The organism is Micromonospora sp. AB353, from assembly GCF_049538395.1.
In the GTDB taxonomy this organism is placed as follows: domain Bacteria; phylum Actinomycetota; class Actinomycetes; order Mycobacteriales; family Micromonosporaceae; genus Micromonospora; species Micromonospora aurantiaca.
The window spans coordinates 87,791-106,824 of sequence record NZ_JBMVFV010000008.1; the positions used below are offsets into that span (position 1 = coordinate 87,791).

Below are 19,034 nucleotides of genomic sequence, written 5' to 3' on the forward strand. Positions count from 1 at the left end.
CGGAGACTCCGGCGGCCGCCTCGGCACCGGGTGTTTGACCGGCAGTCGACCGCTCTGACACCCTGCCCATGTGTCGATCGTCCAGGGCGAGCTGTTCGAAGACGATGAAGTATGGGCCGCACTTCCGCGCACACTGCAGGTTCAGCGCTCCAGGGTCCTGCCGATCCGGCCCCTGACCTCGGGCAGGCCACGGATGGCGACCGGACCGTCGTCGTTCCGCACCGACGCCCGACCACCCACGCCGGCCGAGGACCCTGAGATCTGGGCGGTCCATTCGGTGATCCGATCGATCGACCCCGACGGCGTCCGTACGGGCTATGCCATCCGGGAGGCGCTCGACCAGATCTACGACGGCCAGCGAACCGGGCGGTGGGATTACACGCAACTCCTGAAGACGGAGAAGACGCACGTCGGCACCCTCGTCGAGATCTGGCTGCAGAGAGAGTTCCGGTTCGACGACGGGCAGGACCTCGACTATCGGATCGCCGGCGTCGAGGTGGACTGCAAGTGGTCCCTGAACCTGTACGACTGGGAGATCCCGCCGGAGATGTACAGCCGGGGAGACAAGGTCGCGCTACTGGTCTGGGCCAATGAGTACACCGCCCGCTGGGCGTCCGGCCTGATCCGCATCAGCGAGGACGTGCTTCGTCCGCTGGGCAGGCAACGCGACGGCAAACGCCGATTGAACGATCGAGGCCGAGACCGCATCCTCTGGGTCCACGGCGGCGCGGATCTGGTCAAGAACACCCTGCTGCACATCACCGATCCGAGGAAGCTCGAACTCATCGCCTACGCCACACACGGCCAGACGGCGGTCACGAACCTGTTCAGAGAGATGGCCGGCGAGCTGATCAACCGAGCGACGGTATTCACCGCCGCTCAGCAGGTCGACAGCGCCAAACGAGTTCGGGATGCCCGCCGCATACTCCGGCCCGAAGGCATCGTGATATTCGGCCACTATCAGCCTCACCCACGGATGGCTGCACAGCTCCACCTTCCGGTGCCCACACTGGGCAGGTTCGTCAGCACCCGACTACACCCCTGGCAGCCCGGCGACGAGGACCCACATACCGAGATCGAGGGCTCGCTGTGGCGCCGTGCACGGCCGAAGGACCCGATCGTGCCGGCACCCACGCTGCCCAGCCAGGGCGGCGCCGACGGATGAGCGGCTGTCTCCGAGCCGTTGTGACATCGACGTCAGGCACTCACGGGTGGCATCGGCCGTCGGACGCCGATGGAGGGTGAACCGCTCCTACTCCTTCAGGCCGATGTTGTCGATCGGCGAAGCGTTGAGCAGCCGCCGGACCGGCCACACCGTGCTCACCAGCGCCAGCAGTGTCGTACCGCCGAGCACCGCCGCCCACCCGAGCGGCGGAACGTACGGGATCGGGCTGCCGGTCAGTCCGTTGACGATCGCGGCCAGCGTCAGCACCGCGATCGCCGCGCCGAGCAGCACCGCGGTGCCGAGCAGCCCGGCCTGTTCGGCCCGGACCATCCCGCGAATCTGACGGCGGGTGACCCCGACGAGTTGCAGCAACGCCAGCTCGCGGCGACGGGCCAGTGCCGCCATCACCATCGTGGTGGCCGCCGCCAGCGCCGCGTACCCGACCATCACGCCGATCAGCAGCCGGTTCAGCCAGGCGCCGAGCGCCAGATCGGTGCTGAGCAGGCGCGTACGGGTGGCCGCGTCGAGAACCTCGGTGCCGGGCCGCGCCGCCGCCCACGTGGCCAACGCGGTGCCGGCGTCCGGGCCGCCCCGGACCAGCACCTCGTCGACGGTGTTCCCCGCCGTGTGCCCGGCGACAGTCTCGGCAGCCACTGTGACGTCGCCGAAGCCGAGGCCACGGTCGTAGATCGCGATGACGTCCAACGTGACCGGGGTGCCGTCGCCCAGCCAGAGTGCCGCCTTGTCGCCGACGTCCCAGCCGGACGAGGACGCCTGCGTCGTGGACAGGGCGACGGTGCCGGCGCGCAGGTCGGCCAGGGTGCCCTTGCGCACGGCGAGGTCCATCGTCGAGGTGACGCCCGCCGGGTCGACTGATTGCGCGCCGACCGGCTCGATGCCGCCGAGTGCCCGCATCACGACCTGGGTGCGGCGTACCCCGGTGGCTGCCTGCACCCCGTCCAGCTCGCGGATCTCCCGCGCCGCGTCCGCCGGCAGTCCGCCCGGAGCGGTGAGCACCCGCTCGGCGAGGGTTCCCGTGCTGTTCTGCGTGGCGGTCTGCCGTTCCAGGTTGTCCTGCAGGAACCAGACCGAGCCGCCGAACCCGACGGACAGCACGAGCGCGGTCAGGACGGTCGCCATGCCCTGCGCGTTTGCCCGCAGGTTGGCCGCGGCCAGGTAGCCGCCGGCCCGCCAGATCCGCGGCAGCACCGGGGTGAGCAGGCGTGCCGCGTACGCGTTGAGGTGCGGTGCGAGCAGCGCCACCGCGATGACGAACAGGTAGAGCATGCCGACCGCGCCGGCCAGCGCCCCGGCCGACCCGGCGGCGCCGAGCGTGAACGCCCCGGAGCTGCCGGCCGCCATCAGCGTCAGCACGCCGGCGATCAGCCGTACCGGGCCGCTGCGCCGGGGTTCGACGGCGATCTCACCGAGCGCCTCGATCGGCTTGATGGCGGTGACCCGGCGTGCGGCGATCAGTGCGGCGACCACCGCGACGAGGACCGCCGTACCGATGGCGGCCGGCACCGCGAACAGACCGCCCGTCATCGGGAAGCCAGCCGGCACGAACCCGCGCCCGACCAGTTCGCCGTGCACCCAGCGGGCCGCCAGCAGGCCGGCCGGGCCGCCGATTGCGGAGCCGGCCAGGGCGAGCAGCGTGGCCTCGGCGACCAGCATGCGGCGCACCTGCCCCGGTGTGGCGGCGACCGCGCGCAGCAACGCCAGGTCACGCCGGCGGTGCCGGACGGACAGCCCGATGGTGCCGGCCACCACGAACACGATCAGCAGGACGACGTACCCCCCGAAGGCCGACCCGGCCCCGACCAGCAGGCTCCGGGCGGCCTGGTTATCCGACTGCTCGGCGTTCCCGCGGTCCTTCCCGGCGTACGTCGTGGCGCCGGCCGCCGTCGCGATCTCGCGCACCGCGCCGGGGTCGGCGCCGGGTGCCATCCGTACGCCGATCGCGTCCACCCGGCCCGGGTGGGCGGACAGGCGCGCGGCCTGCGCGTCGGTGAAGAACACCGCCGCCGAACCGGTCTCCGCGGTCCCGCTCACCCGGTACGAGCGGCCGATCCCGCCGACGACCAGCGCGATTCGGTCGCCGGGCGCCACTCCGAGCCCGGTGTCGGCCACCACCTCGTCGTCGGTCCGGGGCGCGGCGCCGGCGGCGAGGGGACGACCGGTGAAGACGTACGTGTCCCAGCCGTGTCCCACGGCGGCGGGTGAGCCGATCAGCACCCTGTCGTCGCCGGTGACGGCCGTGACGCCCGGCACCCGGCGGATCCGGTCCACCAGGTCGGCGTCCACAGTGCCGCCCTCGGGCAGCGTCACGGTGCTCGTGGTGGTCTCGCCGTCGAACTCCCGGGACGTGTGGCTGATCGTGCGGTTGGCGACGACCACGTCGGCGCTCGCCCAGAGCCGCGGCTCCGGACGGAACCGCAGCCCTGATTCGACGAGCGAGCCCATCGCCACCAGGATCAGCACGCCGACGATCAGGGCCAGCAGGGTCGCGGCGGCGGGGCCGGTGCGGTGCCGCAGCAGGCGCGCGGCCAGGCCGGTCATCGGAGAACCCGCCCGTCCAGCGACGCCAGGTGCTCGGCGATCCGGACGGCGCTGAGCTGCGGGAGGTCCGCGACCATCGCACCGTCCGCCAGCACGAGCACCCGATCCGCGTACGACGCCGCGATCGGGTCGTGGGTCACCATCACCACCGTCTGCCCGTGTTCGTCCACGACCGCGCGCAACAGGGTGAGCACCTCCGCCGCGGTCCTCGAGTCGAGGGCGCCGGTGGGCTCGTCCGAGAAGATCACCTCGGGGCGGGTGGCAAGCGCCCGGGCGATCGCCACCCGCTGCTGCTGGCCGCCGGACAGCGCCGCCGGCCGGTGGTGCAGCCGGTCGGCGAGGCCGACCCGCTCGACCACGTGGGTCAGCCAGGCCCGGTCCGGGCGGACGCCGGCCAGACGCAGGGGCAGCACGATGTTCTCCTCGACCGTGAGCGCGCCGATCAGGTTGAACGCCTGGAAGACGAACCCGATCCGGGTACGACGCAGCTCGGTCAGGCGCGTCTCCGACAGCCCGGACAGGTCGGTGCCGCCGACGATCACCCGGCCGTTCGTGGGGCGGTCGAGCCCGGCCGCGATCTGCAGCAGCGTGCTCTTGCCGGAGCCCGACGGCCCCATCACCGCGGTGAACGTGCCCCGGCCGAAGCCGACATCGACGCCCGCGAGCGCGGTCACCTGGTTGCGGCCGGTGCCGTACACGCGGCTGAGTCGTTCGACGTGTACCGCCGGTTCGACGGTCTGTCCCATTCTGGTGGCCTCTCTCCGTGTGATCGGCGGGAACTGCGCGCACCAGAAACGCTATTGAGCTGGGGGAACAGCGACCATCCAGCGGGCTGCCCAGTCCGGGTACAGCAGGCACCACCTACGACCCGTACCTCAGCGGGCCGGCGCCGGAAGGTGGAGGCGGCCGTCGTGGACTTCGGCGATCTGGTCGACGGCGGTGAGGTGCGTGCGGTCGTGGGTGACCAGAACGGTGGCGGTGCTCTGCTGGTGGGTGAGACGGGTGATCAGCTCGATGACGGCGGCGCCGCGTTCGTGGTCGAGCGCGCTGGTGGGTTCGTCGACGAGCAGGACGGTGGGGTCGTTCATCAGGGCGCGGGCGATGTTGACGCGCTGACGCTGGCCGCCGGAGAGCTGGTGCGGCCGGCGGTCGGCCTGGCCGGCGAGGCCGACGGCGTCGAGGAGTTCCACGGCGCGGGTACGGGCTCTGGCCGGTGGGCGGCCGTCGATCTGGGCCATCACCTGGAGCTGCTCGGCGGCGGTGAGGGAGGGCAGCAGGTTGGGCTGCTGGAAGACGATGCCGATCTTGTGGCGGCGCAGGTCGGCGAGTTCGCCCCGCGTCATCCCGGTGGTGGCGGTGCCGTCGATGGTGACGGTGCCGGAGTCGGGGGTGATGAGGGTCGCGGCGACCGCGAGGAGGCTGGACTTGCCGGAGCCGGAGGGGCCGATCACGGCGGTCAGGCTGCCCTTGGGTACGTCCAGGGTGACGCGGTCGAGGGCGGTCAGGCGGCCCTCGCCGTCGGGGTAGGTGAGGGTGATGTCGGTCAGGTTCAGGCTCATCGGGCGCTCCCCAGGGCGGTCAGCGGGTCGACGGAGGTGATGCGGCGGATGGCCAGAGCGGCTCCGAGGGCGCCGAGGACGACGATCACGGCCGCGGGAAGGAGGACGGTCACCGGGGTGAGGAGGAACGGCACCGTGGACCCGGCGACGAGGGCGCCGAGCGCGGCGGCGATGCCGGTGCCGAGCAGGGTGCCGCCGACGAGCAGGACGACGGCTTGTCCGAGGGCGTCCTTGAGGAGGTTGGCGGTGGGGGCGCCGAGTGCCTTGAGCACTGCGACGTCGCCACTGCGCTGGATGGTCCAGACGGTGAAGAAGGCCCCGATGACGAGGGCGGAGATGGCGAAGAGGAAGCCGCGCATCAGCTGCAGGGAGCCGTTCTCGGAGGTGTAGGAGCCGATCGCGGACAGCGAGTCGGAGACGGAGACCGTCCTGGTGCCCGCCTGCCGGTCGGTGGCCGCCGGATCGACGTCCGAGGTGGTGGTCAGGGCGACGACGGTGGCCGTCGGGCTGCCGTCACCGGTGCCGGTGGGAGGCGTACTCTTCTGCCACACGCCCAGGCTGGTCCACACCACGGGGGTGTGGCTGAAGGAGGCGTCGCCGCGTACGGCCGCCACTGTGAGTCGCTGCCCGGCGAGGGTGACGGAGTCGCCGGCCTGCACACCGAGGTCGTCGGCGGCCTTGGTGGACAGCACCGCCGATTGGTCGTCGATCCGGCCGCTGTCGGGGGCCAGGCGGGAGCCGGGCCGGACGCCGAAGGCGGAGACCCCGGCGCTCCGGTTTCCGGCGGTGGCCCTGGTCGTGGTGATGCCCAGCGGTTCGGCGCCGGTCACGCCGGGGGCCTCGGCCCACTGCTGCCACTGCTTCTCGGTGACCGTGGAGTTGGAGTACGACACGTCCTGGCCCTCGCCGGGGGCCTGGAAGGCGATCCTGTCGACGGGCAGGTCGGTGATGGCGGAGATGTTCTGCCGGCCCAGTCCGGCCGTCAACCCGGACAGCAGCCCGACCAGCAGGGTGATCAGCATGATGACGGTCCCCATCAGGGCGAAGCGCCCCTTGGCGAACTTCAGGTCTCTCCAGGCGACGAACACGGCAGCGGCCTGTCCTTTCCGGCGGTGGAAGCGGTACGACTCCACCATCGCGGCCGGCGCCGGTGTCCGCGTCTGGCGTAGGCGGGCACTTCGCGGGCCGAAGGACGGCGCCCGGGTTCTAACTTTCGATAGAGGCCCCGGGGCCGCCGGCCTCGGTAACGTGGGACGCACTGTGAGCACCGCTGCCCCTGCCCTGACCCCGACCACCCGAGCCCTGGCCTGGTGCCTGCACCTGCTGATCATCGGCCTGCTCGTCCTGGCCGCCGGCCGGGCGGTGGCCGACGACCGGCCGCACGCCGGATCGATCGTGGCCGTGGCGGTGGCGTGCGGTCTGGCGTACGCCATCGGGCCGCTCATCCCCCGCATCCGGCGTTCGCGGCGGGCCGCCGCGTGGTGGCTGGCCGCCGTCGGGGCCGTGTGGCTGGTGTTGCTGGGCCTGACCCCCGACGCGATCTGGGTGGCGTTCCCGCTGTACTTCCTCCAGCTCCACCTGCTGCCGCGCCGCGCCGGCCTGGCCGCCGTGATCGTCACCGCCGTGGCGGCCGTCGCCGGCTTCGGCGCCCACACCGGCTCCTTCACCCCGGCCACGGTGATCGGTCCCGCGCTCGGTGCCGCCGTCGCCGTCGGGGTGGTGTGGGGGTACCAGGCCCTGTATCGGGAGAGCGAGCAGCGCCGGCAGCTGATCGAGGAACTCACCGCCACCCGGGCGGACCTGGCCCGGGCCGAGCACACCGCCGGCGTACTCGCCGAGCGCGAGCGTCTGGCCCGCGAGATCCACGACACCCTCGCTCAGGGCCTGTCGAGCATCCAGCTGCTGTTGCGCGCCGCCGAGCGTGCCCTGCCCGGCCGGCCCGGTGCCGCCTCCGGTCACGTCGACGCGGCCCGTCAGGTCGCCGTGGACAACCTCGCCGAGGCCCGCCGCTTCGTCGCCGCGCTCACCCCGCCCGCCTTGGAAGGCACCACCCTGGCCGGCGCTCTGGAACGCCTGTGCACGACCACCAGCGCCCGCCACCGCCTCACCGCCCGCTTCCACCTCGTCGGCGACCCCGTATCGCTGCCGACCGCCCACGAGGTGGCGCTCCTGCGTATCGCCCAGTCCACAGTCGGGAACACGCTCCGCCATGCCCAGGCGGCCACCGCCGAGATCACGCTCAGTCATCTCGGCGACTGCGTCGTCCTTCACGTCGCCGACGACGGGCGCGGCTTCGACCCGGAACACCTGCCCGCTCCCGACCTCGACGGAGGCGGCTTCGGCCTGGCGGCCATGCGTGCCCGCATGGCCGCCCTCGGCGGCACCCTGGCCGTCGCATCCGCGCCCGGCCGGGGCACCGCCGTGACCGCCGAGCTTCCCCTCACCCCGCCCACCCGCACCGACCCCGAGGGCCGCCCGTGACCGACGACGTCCCCATCCGCCTCCTCCTGGCCGACGACCACCCGGTCGTACGGGCCGGGCTGCGCGCCGTGCTGGAAACCGAACCCGGCCTGGTCGTGGTGGCCGAAGCCGCCACCGCCGAGGAGGCAGTCACCCGCGCCGCCGCAGGCGACATCGACGTCGTCCTGATGGACCTGCAGTTCGGGACGGGCATGGGCGGTGCCGAAGCCACCGCCCGGATCACCGCCCGCCCGGATGCGCCGCGTGTGCTGATCGTCACCACGTACGACTCCGACGCCGACACCCTGCCCGCCATCGAGGCCGGCGCCACCGGCTACCTCCTCAAGGACGCCCCACCCGAGGATCTGGCCGCCGCCGTCCGCACCGCCGCCGCCGGGCGCACCACGCTGGCGCCCACCGTCGCGCACCGCCTGATGAACCGCCTGCGGACGCCGGGCACCACCCTGACCCGACGCGAGACCGAGGTCATCGCCCTGGTCGCCGACGGTCTGTCGAACCACAGCATCGGCACCCGGCTCCACCTGACCGAGGGCACCGTCAAGTCCCACCTGGCCCGCATCTACGCCAAGCTCGGCGTCGAGTCGCGTACCGCCGCCGTCGCCACCGCCACCGAACTCGGCCTCATCCGCCGCTGACCCCGGGCAGGTGCGGGTCGTCGGCCAGGCCGGCTGCCGGCGTCAGCGATTGAGCAGGTCACGGCCGGGGTAGTGGCCTTCCTCGCGGAAGATCAATCGGCGGCCGGGTCCCGGCCTGTCCGGCGAGAGGGGTACGACCGGTGCGGAGCTGGGTGCGCGACGCCGTCGGGCGGTTGCGCGGCGACGGGATGACAGTGGTCGAGCTGACCGCCGCCGCTGTGGTCGCCTGGCTCGTGGCGGCGCTGGTCATCCGTCACCCGGACCCGTTCTTCGCGCCGACCGCCGCGCTCGTCGTGCTCGGCGAGTCCCGCGGGCGACGGCTGCGGCAGACCGTCGAGATCCTGCTCGCCGTGGCAGCCGCTGTGCTCGTCGCGGAGCTGCTGGTGTACGCGCTGGGCCCGGGCACCGAGACGGTCCTGCTGGTGCTGCTGCTCACCACCACGACGCTCGTGGTGATCGGCGCCCGCCGTGCCCTGGTCGTGCAGGCCAGCGTCTCGGCCATGTACCTGGTCGTGGTCTCCGCGCCGAACGGGACGCTGATGCCGTTCCGCTTCGTTGACGCGCTCATCGGCGGCGCCGTGGCGCTCGCCGCCAGCCAGCTGGTGGCCGCCCGTGACCCGCTGGCACCACTGGTGGCCCAGGCCCGGCGCAGCTACACCGACCTGGCCGACCTGCTCGACCAGGTCAACGCGGCGTTGCGCGGCTGCGACGAGGACGCCGCCCGCGCCGCGCTGGACCGGGCGCGGCAGGTGGACGACTGCGTCGCCGAGATGCAGGCTGCGGTGCTCGCCACCGGCGAGACGCTGCGGCTGGGACTGCGCCGCCGGCACCTGGGCAAGCTCGCCGAGGTGGAGGCCACACTGCGGCAGCTCGACTACGCCGCCCGCAACATCCGCGTACTGGCCCGGGCCGGCGTGACCCTGACCCGCCGGCACACCGCCACGCCGCCGGAGCTGGCCGCCGCGATCGGCGCGCTGACCTCCGCCGTACGGTCGGCTGGGGAGGCCATGGCCCACGACCTCACCGGCGCCGACGCCGACCGGCACGCGCAGCGGGCCGACGCGGCGGCGCTGGAGGCGGTCCGGATCGCCGCGGGTCTGCTGCGGACCGACCCGCCGTTGCCGGTCACCATGATCGTCGGGCAGATCCGGGCGACAGCGATCGACCTGCTGCGCGGCGTCGGCCACGACGACGTGGCGGTGCTGGACCGGGTGGACGAGGCGCTCGGCCTGAGCCGGGGGTGACACCCGGCTGCCGTCGGCCGTCGGAGCCGACTTGCCAGCGGCTGACAGGACGCTACGTCGTGAAGTAGGCGGCACTCGCCGCGTCGGCCGGGTAGTAGGACTCGATGGCGATCTCGTCGATCGTGATGTCCATCGGGGTGCCGAATGTGGTGATGGTCGAGAACAGCCGCAGCTCTCGTCCGCCGACGCGAAGGATCATCGGTATCACGACGTCCGCTTCGATCCGTTGACTCGACGTGTTCTCCGGCTCGGGCGCCAACAGTTCTTCGTAGAGTGCGGTGAGCTCAGGGTCGGGAGCAGTGGCGAGCTGGCGTGAGATCCGGGTGCGGAACACCGCGCGCACGTCGGCCAGGTTGACGACCATGCGCGCGAGACCGCGCGGATCCAGTCCCAGCCGTACCAGGTTGACCGGCGGTCGCAGCAGGTCAGGAGCCACCTGTGCGAAGAACGGCTCGACGGCGCGGTTGGTCATCACGATGTTCCACCGGCGATCGAAGACCACCGCCGGGTAGGGCTCGTGCGCGCGGAGCACCCTCCGGACAGCGTCGTGGACGGCTGACAGTGCGTTGTGGTCGAGCGACCGCTCGGCGTACCGAGGTGCGAAACCCCCGGCGAGCAGCAGCCGGTTGCGATCACGCAGCGGCACGTGGAGCTGATCCGCGAGTCGAAGGATCATGTCGGGGCTCGGCTTGGACTTACCGGTCTCGACCAGACTGACGTGACGAGCCGAGACGTCCGCAGCGATCGCGAGATCCAGTTGGCTGAGTCCCCGGCGCTGCCGCCACTGCCGCAGGAGTTCCCCGACCGTGCGCACGATCATGGAGCGTACTCATCGTCGCGCCGGACGCCATGAAATCCGAGTTCATCGACAACCGGAGCGGTCACGCGAACACTGCATCCGTGACCACGGCGAACAAGAGCATCGTCCAACGGGCGCTGGCAGGACTGATCGAGACGGGCGACGTGGATGCGCTCGCCCGGTTCCTGAGTGACGACTTCGTCCACCACAGGCCGGGTACGACCACATCGACCAAAGTGGAATGGCTCGCCGCCGTCCGCGCCGCGCTGGTACCGCTTGCCGGCATGCAGGTCGAGATCCATCAGGTGCTGGCCGACGGCGATCACGTCGTGATGTACTCGCGGCGTTGGCTTCCCGACGCAGGACCGGAGATCGCGGTCGTCGACATCTGGCGGATCGACGATGGGCTGATCGCCGAGGCGTGGGAGATCATCGAGCCGGTGACCCAGGTGGACGCCAACCTCGCGTGGTGGAAACCTGCTCAGCACTGAGCAGGCGTAAGCCACCTGCGATGCCGGATCTGGCAAGCGGCTGGCAGCCTCAACGGGATTGAACGATCTGGATCGGGTTGCCGTCGGGGTCGGCGGTCCACGCGATCAGTAACCGGCCGAGCCATACGTGTGGAGGTGCGAGAGCGGGTGCTCCGTCTGCGACCAGGCCCTCGTAGGCCGCGGTGGTGTCATCCGTCCAGAGGATGACCGCGACGCGCTGGCCTTCGGCGACCGGGTCCAAGCCGTGGTCCTCGCGGGTGGACGCGACCGAGGCGATCCCGATCTTGTATCCGTCGAGGACGAGATCAACGTGAATCGGTTCGCCGTCAGTCGGCACCCGGAAGGTCTCCCTGAATCCCAGCCGGTTATAGAAGGCGGCTGCCCGAGTGAGATCGTCGCTGAAGAGGACCAGCTGGGGACTGCGGAAGGTCCACATGCCGCGAGCCTATCGGCGACGCGCCGGGGTATCGAGGACCAGCTGGGTCAGGCCCGCCGAGGAAAGCACATCTCGGATGCCGTGGCTCGGGTGCGGTGTCACACTGCGGCAGTGGAGCGCTTTCGGTGTGCGGGCTGCGGGAACACGCTGAGCGTCCCGGTCCGGTTGGTGGAACTGCCGGCGGCGCCGCACTGGTCGGTCCTGGACTGCCACCACGTGAATCCACCGCTCCTCGACCCGGGCGCCTACGCGATCGACGAGGCCGCCTACGGTCGTGATCAGGTCACCGGCACCTTCGTCCTCTCCCCCGGCGACGTACGCGGGACGCGCTTCGTCCATGACCGTGTCCGCACGGGCTGCTGGTCGCTGGTGGGATGGATCCCCTGCGTCGCCTGTCGAGGCTGCGGGGCCGTGGTCGCCTGGCGGGCCGACGACTGCAGGATGGCGCAGGAACTGCGCTTCCATCCAGCGATGGTCGTCCGGGAGCGGTGTGAGGATGAGCCGGACCGCGTGACCGATCCTTTCGCGCTGATCGCCGATTGGGACCGTCCTGCGCCCGACACCAGAACACACCGCGGGGTGCCTGAGCCGACCGGTCCTCGACCCGAACTCGTCGCCACCCGCTGGGGCGGCCGAGGCTTGAGGGAAGCTCTCTTCCGGGACGATCCGCCGGCCTGACCCGGCCGCGCCTGACCACCTCTACCGACCCTCAGGCGTCGGCGAGCAGCCGGTTGGCCAGGGCGCGTACCTCGTCCTTGAGTTCGTCCGGGCGGTCGATCGTGAACGAACAGCCGAGCCCGGCGAGCATCTGTGCCGCACCGTCGAGCCGTTCGGCTCGGGCGGTGAGGCGCACCCCGCCGGGCACCTCGGTGAGCGTGCCGACCGACTGCGGGATCCGTCGCTGCGCCTGCTCCAGGCTGGTGTGCAGCACCACGGAGATGTCGTGCGAGTACGGCACTGCCGCCAGACCGGTGAGTACCTGCGTGGTGGGATCGAAGCCGGCCGGGATGTCGAACCTGCCCGGGGTGGGGTGGGCGGTTCCGATGCGGTCGAGCCGGAACGTCCGTACGGCCCGGCGGTGGTGGTCGTGGCCGGTGACGTACCACCGGCCGGCGTGGAAGACCAGCCCGTACGGGTCGAGCCGGCGCTCGCCGGACTGGCCGCGCCAGGTGGTGTAGGTGATGGTCACCGGTTGCTGATGCCGGGCCGCGTCCGCGAGCACCAGCAGCACCTCGATGCCGGCCGGGGCGGGCTTCCGCGCCCGCGCGGTGAAGTCCACGGTCTCCAGCAGCGAATCGATCCGCCGGGCGAGAACGGCCGGCAGCACCCGGCGGATCTTCGCGGTCGCGCTCTCGGCGGCCGCGCCTTCGGCGGTGACCAGCCCGGCCCGGCCGGCCGCGACGAGCCCGAGCATGACGGCGACCGCCTCCTCGTCGGTGAGCATGAGGGGCGGCAGCTTGTAGCCGGGCGCGAGCCGGTATCCGCCGTAGCGACCGCGCCGGGCCTCGACCGGGATGCCGAGGTCGGCGAGGTGCGCGGCGTATCGGCGGACCGTGCGCTCGTCGACGCCCAGCCGACCGGCCAGGTCGGCGACGGTGAAGCCGCCGCCGGCTTGGAGGATCTCCAGCAACGCCAGGACGCGCGCGGTCGGCCGGGTCACGAATCCCTACTTCCCATCCGGGCGGAACCTGTCCGGTATTGATCGTAGCGTGTGACGCATGACGACATTCGTACTGGTTCCGGGGTTCTGGCTCGGCGCGTGGGCCTGGCGGCCGGTCACCGCCGTCCTGCGCGCGCACGGCCACGAGGTGTACCCGCTGAGCCTGACCGGCCTGGGCGAGCGCGCCCACCTGGCCCGCCCGGACACCGACCTCGACGTCCACGTCACCGACGTGGTCAACCTGCTGCGCTACGAGGACCTGCACGACGTGGTCCTCGTCGGGCACAGCTACGCCGGCGCGGTCGTGACGACAGCAGTTGCCGACCGCATGACCGACCGCATCGCCCAACTGGTCTTCGTCGACACCGGCCCGCTGCCCGACGGGGCGGCGAACGAGGACTTCAGCCCGCCCCCGGAGCGTGACCGCAACGCGGCGCTGGTCGGCGAACACGGCGACGGCTGGCGGCTGCCGCCCCCGCCGTGGGCCGAACTGGCGGCGAGCGCAGCAGACGTGGATGAATCGGTTGTCGCGCTGCTCGGTGAGCGGTCGGCGGCCCAGCCGTGGGCGACCGCCACCACCCCGGTGCGGCTCACCGGGGCGTGGGAGAAGCTGCCCCGCCTCGGCGTGCTGTCGAGCTTCACCGCCGAGCAGGCACGCGAGATGGCCGCCACCGTGCCGCTGTGCCGGCACATGGCCGGCGATTCGTGGCGGTACGAGGAACTGCCGACATGGCACTGGCCGATGCTCAGCCGACCGGCCGAGCTGGCCCGGATCCTGCACGAAGCCAGGCCGGCGGCATGACCCGCGGTGCCCGGGCGACCGTACCCAGGTCACCCGGGCACCGGTACGGGGGAACCATCGAGCAGGTCCAGGTCCCTTAATTGGGTATGGGCTTGCTTCGCAGAGCGGAACCCGCCGGCTACGAGGAATTCGTCGCCGGCCGGTACCGCGAGATCGTTCGCTTCGGCGTACTGCTGACCGGTGACGGCCGGCTGGGCGAAGACCTCGCCCAGGAGGGTCTGATCGCGGCCTACCGGTCGTGGCACCGGTTGGGCGTGCCGGACGGGCGACCGGAGGCGTACGTGCGGCAGGTGATGATCCGTGCCGCGATGCGGGCCAGGCGCCGGCGCTGGCGCGACGAGGTGCCGACCGGGGAGCTGCCGGACGCGTCCCGTGGTGGGTTCGCGGATCAGTCGGATCTCAGCGTGCAGGTGCTCGCCAGTCTGCGGCGGTTGCCTGCCGACCAGCGGGTGGTGCTCGTGTTGCGGTTCTGGGCCGACGCCTCCGAGGCCGAGGTGGCGCAGACCCTCGGCGTCGCGGTGGGAACGGTCAAGAGTCGCACGTCCCGTGCCCTGGCGGCGCTGCGCGCCAGCGGTCTGTTCGTCGAATCCTCCAAGGAGACGCCGTGAATCCCACCCACGTCAGCGAACTGCTCGACCGCGCGGCCGCCTCCGTGACGCCGGCCGAGACCGATCCCGCCTCCCGGCTGGTCCGCCTCGGGCGGCGCAGCGTGCAGCGCCGTCGTCGTGCCTGGGGAACTGCCGGCTCCGTCGCCGTCGCGGCCGCGGTCGCGGCCGTCGCGGCCCTGCCCCAGGTGAGTGCGCCCCCGAAGGGGTCTGAGACCGCGGGGGCCACGGTGAGCCTGGGTGGCCTGTCCGTCGCCGTTCCGGAGGGCTGGCGGACGAGCGAGGTCACCACCCTCGACCCCTGCACCGCCGAGCCGCACACCGTCTACCTCGCCGCACGGTGGGATCCATGGGCCACGCGACCGACGTCTGTCCCGCCTGGGGCCGCGCCCTTCAGGTGCAAGTCGGATGGCCAGGCGTGGATGGCCGTCGTGCAGCAGGGCGTCGCCGCGGCCGTCAGCCCGAACCGGCTGGTCGTCAAGGACGGGCAGCTGATCCAAGTCTCTCAGCCCAACCAGTACGCCATCCCGTCCGTGTGGACCTACCGCGCCTTCAACGACGAGATTCAGGCGACGACGGCCTTCATCTCCGGGGACGAGACGGGCCGCGAGCAGCTGCTCAAGCACGTCACCTGGCCCGCCGGCCCGGCGGCCCCGGCCTCCGGCGGCCTGGTGTTGCCCGACCGCATCACCAACGCCACCACCGAGGCGCCGCCCACAAACGGCATGGTCGTCGCGACGGACGCCAAGACGCTGAACCAGATCCGGACAACCCTCGCCGCGTTGCGCGACCCCGTGCCCGCAGCGGAGGAGTGCACACTGCAGAAGCCCGGTGCGGTCGGGATCAGCCTCGGCGAAGTCACAGTGATGCTGGGTGACGCGACATGCCCGCAGGCGATCTCGACCGGCGGCGGTCGCGTCCGGATCCCGGCCGGGCTGGGCAGGGAACTGCTCGACCTCATCGTGGCGAGCGACCGCGCCGCGGCCGAGCGAGCCACCACCAAGGATTGACCGAACCACTCCCGCAATCGGCGTGCAGTCCAGGAGACCGGCCCACCGCGACTGCACCTTGAGCCATGGCGGCGTTCGACCAGCCGGCACTTGGTCAGATGTTGGAGCCGTCCGGCGGCAGCCCAGGCGGTGGCTGGGGAGATCCGCCCCGGCCGGCGGCCGGTGGACAGGACATGCCCAGGGTGTAGGCCGTCATGGACAGCGAGCCGTAGGCGTAGCCGTCGACGAGGACCTCGACGTCGGGGGTGTCCGTGGCGGCGGCCAGACCGGCGAGATACAACGCGGGGATGAAGTGATCCGGTGTCGGTACCGCACGGCGGAAGTCCCGGTGGGCGTCGAGGGTCGCGTACTCGCCCGGGTCGGTCAGCATCCGGGCCTTGGCGTCCTCGTCGAAGCGTCGCGCCCAGTCGAAGCCGTCGTCGGTCAGCGCCCAGTCCATGCCGCGCAGGTTGTGCACGACGTTGCCGCTCGCCACGATCAGCACGCCGCGCCGGCGCAGTGGAGCGAGCCGGGCGCCGAGTTGAAGGTGGTAGTCCATCGGCTTGTCGGCGTTGATGCTGAGCTGGACGACGGGAATCGTCGCGCCCGGAAAGGCGTGCAGCAGCACCGACCAGGTGCCGTGGTCGATGCCCCAGCTGTCGACGTCCGCCCCGACCCAGGTCGGATGGACGACGTCACTGACCTCCTCGGCCAGCTCGGGCAGCCCCGGCGCCGGGTACTGCACCTCGAACAGCTCCGGCGGAAACCCGTAGAAGTCGTGGATGGTCCTCGGCCGGGGCATCGCGGTGACGGCCGTGGCGTTGATGTACCAATGGGCGCTGACCACCAGGATCGCGCGGGGACGCGGCACCGCGGCGCCGAAGGCTCTCCACGCGGAGGTGTACCGGTTGACCTCGAGGGCGTTCATCGGGTTGCCGTGGCCCAGGAACGCCGCGGGCATCAAGACATCCAGGGCCGGATGTACGTCTGAAGGCACGTGGACACGATAGTGCCGCTTCGCGGCGGTTCCGGCCTGAATCACGCTCCTCGGCGGATCGGAGGTCGAGTCTGCCGGATCGTGGCTGCCGAGTGACTCCTGACGATGGGACCATGATCGGGTGACGCCCTTCCAGATCGATGTGCCCGAAGCCGTCCTGGACGACCTGCGGGCTCGGCTCTCGCGGACGAGGCTCGCGCCGGCCGCACCGGGAGAGCCGTGGGCCGCCGGCACCGACCCCGGGTACCTGGCAGATCTGGTGCGGTACTGGCTCGACGGATTCGACTGGCGTGCGGCCGAGCGTGCCCTCAATCGGCACCCTCAGTTCGTCACCACGATCCGGGGCACGCCGGTCCACTTCGTTCATGTCCGCTCGGCGTCGCCGGACGCCACGGCGCTGATCCTGACCCACGGCTGGCCCAGCACGTACACGGAGATGCTGCCCCTGGTGTCCCGGCTCGCAGACTTCGACCTCGTCATACCGAGCCTGCCCGGCTTCGTCTTCTCCGGGCCGCTCGCCGAGGGCCCCACGACCGAGGCGGCTGTCGCGGACGTGTGGGCCGAGCTGATGGCCCGTCTGGGCTACGACCGCTTCGGCGCCTACGGCGGCGACATCGGGTCCGGCGTGACGACGTGGCTCGGCGCCCGCCACGCAGATCGGGTCATCGGGGTCTTCTCGCAGCACATCAAGTTCCCACCGGCGGACCGCAGGGACGATCTCAGCCCGGCCGAGGAGGCGTTCATCGCCATGCTCGACGCGAAGGCCCAGGATGACTGGGGCTACGGAATCATCCAGGAGACACGGCCCGACACCCTTGCGGCCGCGCTGAGCGACTCGCCGTCCGGACTGGCCGCGTGGATCATCGAGAAGTACCAGCGATGGAGCGACTGTGGCGGCGACATCTCCCGCCGGTTCGGCGTCGACGAGCTGCTGACCACCGTGATGCTGTACTGGGTCACCAACTGCATCGGCACGTCCTTCCGGCCCTACCGTGACGACCGCCTGGCCCCACATCTGCCGATGGTCACCGTGCCCGCCGGTATCACGGTGAGCGTGGAGGACGCCGGCCTGCCCCGGTCGTTCGCCGAACGCACCTACGCCGACCTCACCCACTGGCGCGAGCCCAGCGTCGGCGGCCACTTCCTCGCCCAGGAAGAGCCCGACCTGCTCGCTGCCGACCTGCGCGCCTTCTTCAGCGCACTGCGGTGATCCAGAAGCCCAACCGAACGCCGCGCCACGCAGGCCACGACGCCCGAGGCGGCCGACGGTGAACTGCGCGTCGGGGCCCTCACGTGGTTGGGTGCGAGAGCGTCACGGCAACCGCTGGTCCGATCGCGACGCTGAGCAGGTAGGCGAGGTTGAACAGACCGAGTGCTTCGGCCCGGTGCGAGGTGGATACGACGCCGGCCGCGTGCAGGGCGAGTACGCCTTGGCCGGTCGCGGCGGCCAAGGAGCCGAGCGTCATCGCCGCGAGCAGCAGCGGTACGGCGGTGGTGACCGCCGCCAACAGCAGCGCGGCGGCGCCGGTGACGAGCAACGTCGCGGCCGCGCCGCGGCGTGACACCCGCACGGATGCCGCGACCAGGAACCCGGAGCAGATGCCGCCGATCAGGTACGGCGCCAGCAGCACGATCCCGCTCCGGGTGCCTGCCCATCCCGCGTGCTGTCGCAGCAGGTCCGGCGCGGCGTAGAGCAGGGCGAAGTTCCCCACTCCCAGCGCGAAGGCCAGCGCGCACGCCGCGAGGAACCGGCCGTTCCGTGCCACCGCAGCAGGCACGAAGCCGTCCGGACGGACCTTGGTCCAGAACACCAGCAGAGGCAGCAGTACAACGGTGGCCGGGCCGGCCACCAGCGGCCGGTGCGGAATGAGGACGGCTGCGGTGACCAGCACGGCCAGGATGGTCATCCCGAAGACGTCGAACGGCGTCGGCACCGCGTCCGGTGAGGTGGTGCCGCGGCGAGCCGCGGGCACGGCGAGCACCGCCAGCAGTGGCAACGCCAGTGCCGCCTGCCACGAGGAGAGGTCGGCGATCAGTGCGCCGGTCAGCGGACCGGTGGCCCCGACGACCGCCAGCGACGCGGCGACCACGCCCATCTGCCGGGCCGAACCGGCCAGTTTCATCGCGGTCACGGTGAGGCCGGCAGACCCCAGTCCCTGCACCGCCGCACCGGCCACCATCGCCGGCACGCTCGGGATCAGCACGAGGATGAGCGTCCCCGCGGCCACCAGCGCGGACGCGACGGTCAGGACCGCTCGTACGCCGCGACGGGCGAGCAGCGCCGCCAGCAGCGGTGTCCCCAACGCGATCCCCCAGCCGAAGGCGGTCACACCGGCGGTCGCGGCCTGTTCCCCGCTACCCGTTGCGCGCGCCAGGTCGTCGAGCAGCAGTGCCGGTGCGGCAATCCCGAACGACAGCGGACCGGCCAGCAGGGCGAGCCAGGGTGTGGCCACCCGCCCTGGTGCGAGCTGCCTGTGGCGGGAAGCGGCTCGGCGCCGCTGTAGCTGATCCATGTCGTTCCTCCGGTGTCGGCTGGGTTCAGCCTGCCGGGGGCTCCTTACCACCGGCTGATGGCCGGCTGACGTACGCGTCGGTGACCCCGCGCCGTTTCC

Annotated in this window: 19 protein-coding genes; 10 read left to right on the forward strand and 9 right to left on the reverse strand. The window is 71.8% G+C overall.

All coding sequences use genetic code 11. From position 1 onward, the window contains the following. Positions 1–70 precede the first annotated feature (70 nt). Complete coding sequence (locus tag ACPCK6_RS06580) at positions 71–1,165, forward strand: NaeI family type II restriction endonuclease (RefSeq protein WP_423480613.1); 1,095 nt, start codon at positions 71–73, stop codon at positions 1,163–1,165. Positions 1,166–1,252: 87 nt separating this feature from the next. Here the strand turns inward: ACPCK6_RS06580 and ACPCK6_RS06585 are convergent, their stop codons facing one another. The 4 genes from ACPCK6_RS06585 to ACPCK6_RS06600 all read right to left on the reverse strand — a co-directional run bounded on the left by ACPCK6_RS06585 (position 1,253) and on the right by ACPCK6_RS06600 (position 6,371). Beyond that, entirely contained in the window at positions 1,253–3,724 is a 2,472-nt protein-coding gene (locus ACPCK6_RS06585; protein WP_423480614.1) for an FtsX-like permease family protein, read from the reverse strand. Next, complete coding sequence (locus tag ACPCK6_RS06590; RefSeq protein WP_423480615.1) at positions 3,721–4,470, reverse strand: ABC transporter ATP-binding protein; 750 nt, start codon at positions 4,468–4,470, stop codon at positions 3,721–3,723. The genes ACPCK6_RS06585 and ACPCK6_RS06590 overlap by 4 nt, the downstream gene beginning before the upstream one ends. A gap of 129 nt (positions 4,471–4,599) precedes the next feature. Then, positions 4,600–5,283, reverse strand: a complete 684-nt coding sequence (locus tag ACPCK6_RS06595) for an ABC transporter ATP-binding protein (RefSeq protein ID WP_423480616.1) — start codon at positions 5,281–5,283, stop codon at positions 4,600–4,602. After that, entirely contained in the window at positions 5,280–6,371 is a 1,092-nt protein-coding gene (locus ACPCK6_RS06600; protein WP_423480617.1) for an ABC transporter permease, read from the reverse strand. Before ACPCK6_RS06600 ends, ACPCK6_RS06595 begins: the two co-directional genes overlap by 4 nt. 172 nt (positions 6,372–6,543) lie before the next feature. Between ACPCK6_RS06600 and ACPCK6_RS06605 the strand changes: the two genes are divergently transcribed. The 3 genes from ACPCK6_RS06605 (at position 6,544) to ACPCK6_RS06615 (ending at position 9,643) form a co-directional block, all read left to right on the forward strand. Beyond that, positions 6,544–7,764: a sensor histidine kinase gene (locus ACPCK6_RS06605; RefSeq protein WP_423480618.1), complete on the forward strand. Its 1,221-nt coding sequence runs from the start codon at positions 6,544–6,546 to the stop codon at positions 7,762–7,764. Then, complete coding sequence (locus ACPCK6_RS06610) at positions 7,761–8,399, forward strand: response regulator (RefSeq protein ID WP_423480619.1); 639 nt, start codon at positions 7,761–7,763, stop codon at positions 8,397–8,399. The genes ACPCK6_RS06605 and ACPCK6_RS06610 overlap by 4 nt, the downstream gene beginning before the upstream one ends. Before the next feature lie 140 nt (positions 8,400–8,539). Next, entirely contained in the window at positions 8,540–9,643 is a 1,104-nt protein-coding gene (locus ACPCK6_RS06615; RefSeq protein WP_423480620.1) for an FUSC family protein, read from the forward strand. Positions 9,644–9,695: 52 nt separating this feature from the next. Here the strand turns inward: ACPCK6_RS06615 and ACPCK6_RS06620 are convergent, their stop codons facing one another. Further along, on the reverse strand, positions 9,696–10,463 hold the full coding sequence (locus ACPCK6_RS06620) for a helix-turn-helix domain-containing protein (RefSeq protein ID WP_423480621.1): 768 nt from the start codon (positions 10,461–10,463) through the stop codon (positions 9,696–9,698). Between the two features lie 29 nt (positions 10,464–10,492). Between ACPCK6_RS06620 and ACPCK6_RS06625 the strand changes: the two genes are divergently transcribed. Beyond that, positions 10,493–10,933: a nuclear transport factor 2 family protein gene (locus ACPCK6_RS06625; RefSeq protein WP_423480622.1), complete on the forward strand. Its 441-nt coding sequence runs from the start codon at positions 10,493–10,495 to the stop codon at positions 10,931–10,933. Between the two features lie 49 nt (positions 10,934–10,982). Here the strand turns inward: ACPCK6_RS06625 and ACPCK6_RS06630 are convergent, their stop codons facing one another. Continuing rightward, on the reverse strand, positions 10,983–11,369 hold the full coding sequence (locus ACPCK6_RS06630) for a VOC family protein (protein WP_423480623.1): 387 nt from the start codon (positions 11,367–11,369) through the stop codon (positions 10,983–10,985). A gap of 168 nt (positions 11,370–11,537) precedes the next feature. Here ACPCK6_RS06630 and ACPCK6_RS06635 point away from each other — a divergent pair, with 168 nt between their 5' ends. Then, entirely contained in the window at positions 11,538–12,047 is a 510-nt protein-coding gene (locus ACPCK6_RS06635; protein ID WP_423480624.1) for a hypothetical protein, read from the forward strand. Between the two features lie 31 nt (positions 12,048–12,078). On the opposite strand, the gene ACPCK6_RS06640 is transcribed toward ACPCK6_RS06635, so the two are convergent. Beyond that, the gene (locus tag ACPCK6_RS06640; protein WP_423480625.1) at positions 12,079–13,029 is read right to left on the reverse strand and encodes a helix-turn-helix transcriptional regulator; all 951 of its coding nucleotides are present in this window, start codon (positions 13,027–13,029) and stop codon (positions 12,079–12,081) included. 58 nt (positions 13,030–13,087) lie between these two features. Between ACPCK6_RS06640 and ACPCK6_RS06645 the strand changes: the two genes are divergently transcribed. The 3 genes from ACPCK6_RS06645 (at position 13,088) to ACPCK6_RS06655 (ending at position 15,446) form a co-directional block, all read left to right on the forward strand. Further along, complete coding sequence (locus ACPCK6_RS06645) at positions 13,088–13,831, forward strand: alpha/beta fold hydrolase (protein WP_423480626.1); 744 nt, start codon at positions 13,088–13,090, stop codon at positions 13,829–13,831. A 92-nt stretch (positions 13,832–13,923) separates the two neighbouring features. After that, complete coding sequence (locus ACPCK6_RS06650) at positions 13,924–14,439, forward strand: SigE family RNA polymerase sigma factor (RefSeq protein WP_423480627.1); 516 nt, start codon at positions 13,924–13,926, stop codon at positions 14,437–14,439. 419 nt (positions 14,440–14,858) lie between these two features. Continuing rightward, entirely contained in the window at positions 14,859–15,446 is a 588-nt protein-coding gene (locus ACPCK6_RS06655) for a hypothetical protein (protein ID WP_423480628.1), read from the forward strand. A gap of 94 nt (positions 15,447–15,540) precedes the next feature. Here ACPCK6_RS06655 and ygiD read toward each other — a convergent pair whose 3' ends face one another. Next, a complete protein-coding gene (gene ygiD / locus ACPCK6_RS06660; RefSeq protein ID WP_423480629.1) occupies positions 15,541–16,386 on the reverse strand; it encodes a 4,5-DOPA-extradiol-dioxygenase in 846 nt (281 codons plus the stop codon). A gap of 157 nt (positions 16,387–16,543) precedes the next feature. Here ygiD and ACPCK6_RS06665 point away from each other — a divergent pair, with 157 nt between their 5' ends. Continuing rightward, positions 16,544–17,632, forward strand: coding sequence for an epoxide hydrolase family protein (locus ACPCK6_RS06665; protein ID WP_423480630.1), 1,089 nt, complete (start codon positions 16,544–16,546; stop codon positions 17,630–17,632). A gap of 79 nt (positions 17,633–17,711) precedes the next feature. Here the strand turns inward: ACPCK6_RS06665 and ACPCK6_RS06670 are convergent, their stop codons facing one another. Then, a complete protein-coding gene (locus tag ACPCK6_RS06670) occupies positions 17,712–18,875 on the reverse strand; it encodes an MFS transporter (protein ID WP_423480631.1) in 1,164 nt (387 codons plus the stop codon). Positions 18,876–19,034: the final 159 nt, after the last annotated feature.

Coding starts and splice junctions, on each gene's coding strand:
- ACPCK6_RS06585 (WP_423480614.1), bottom strand. CDS start 3,724: ATGACCGGCCTGGCCGCGCGCCTGCTGCGGCACCGCACCGGCCCCGCC.
- ACPCK6_RS06590 (WP_423480615.1), bottom strand. CDS start 4,470: ATGGGACAGACCGTCGAACCGGCGGTACACGTCGAACGACTCAGCCGC.
- ACPCK6_RS06595 (WP_423480616.1), bottom strand. CDS start 5,283: ATGAGCCTGAACCTGACCGACATCACCCTCACCTACCCCGACGGCGAG.
- ACPCK6_RS06620 (WP_423480621.1), bottom strand. CDS start 10,463: ATGATCGTGCGCACGGTCGGGGAACTCCTGCGGCAGTGGCGGCAGCGC.
- ACPCK6_RS06625 (WP_423480622.1), top strand. CDS start 10,493: ATGAAATCCGAGTTCATCGACAACCGGAGCGGTCACGCGAACACTGCA.
- ACPCK6_RS06630 (WP_423480623.1), bottom strand. CDS start 11,369: ATGTGGACCTTCCGCAGTCCCCAGCTGGTCCTCTTCAGCGACGATCTC.
- ACPCK6_RS06645 (WP_423480626.1), top strand. CDS start 13,088: ATGACGACATTCGTACTGGTTCCGGGGTTCTGGCTCGGCGCGTGGGCC.
- ACPCK6_RS06655 (WP_423480628.1), top strand. CDS start 14,859: ATGGCCGTCGTGCAGCAGGGCGTCGCCGCGGCCGTCAGCCCGAACCGG.
- ygiD (WP_423480629.1), bottom strand. CDS start 16,386: ATGCCCGCGGCGTTCCTGGGCCACGGCAACCCGATGAACGCCCTCGAG.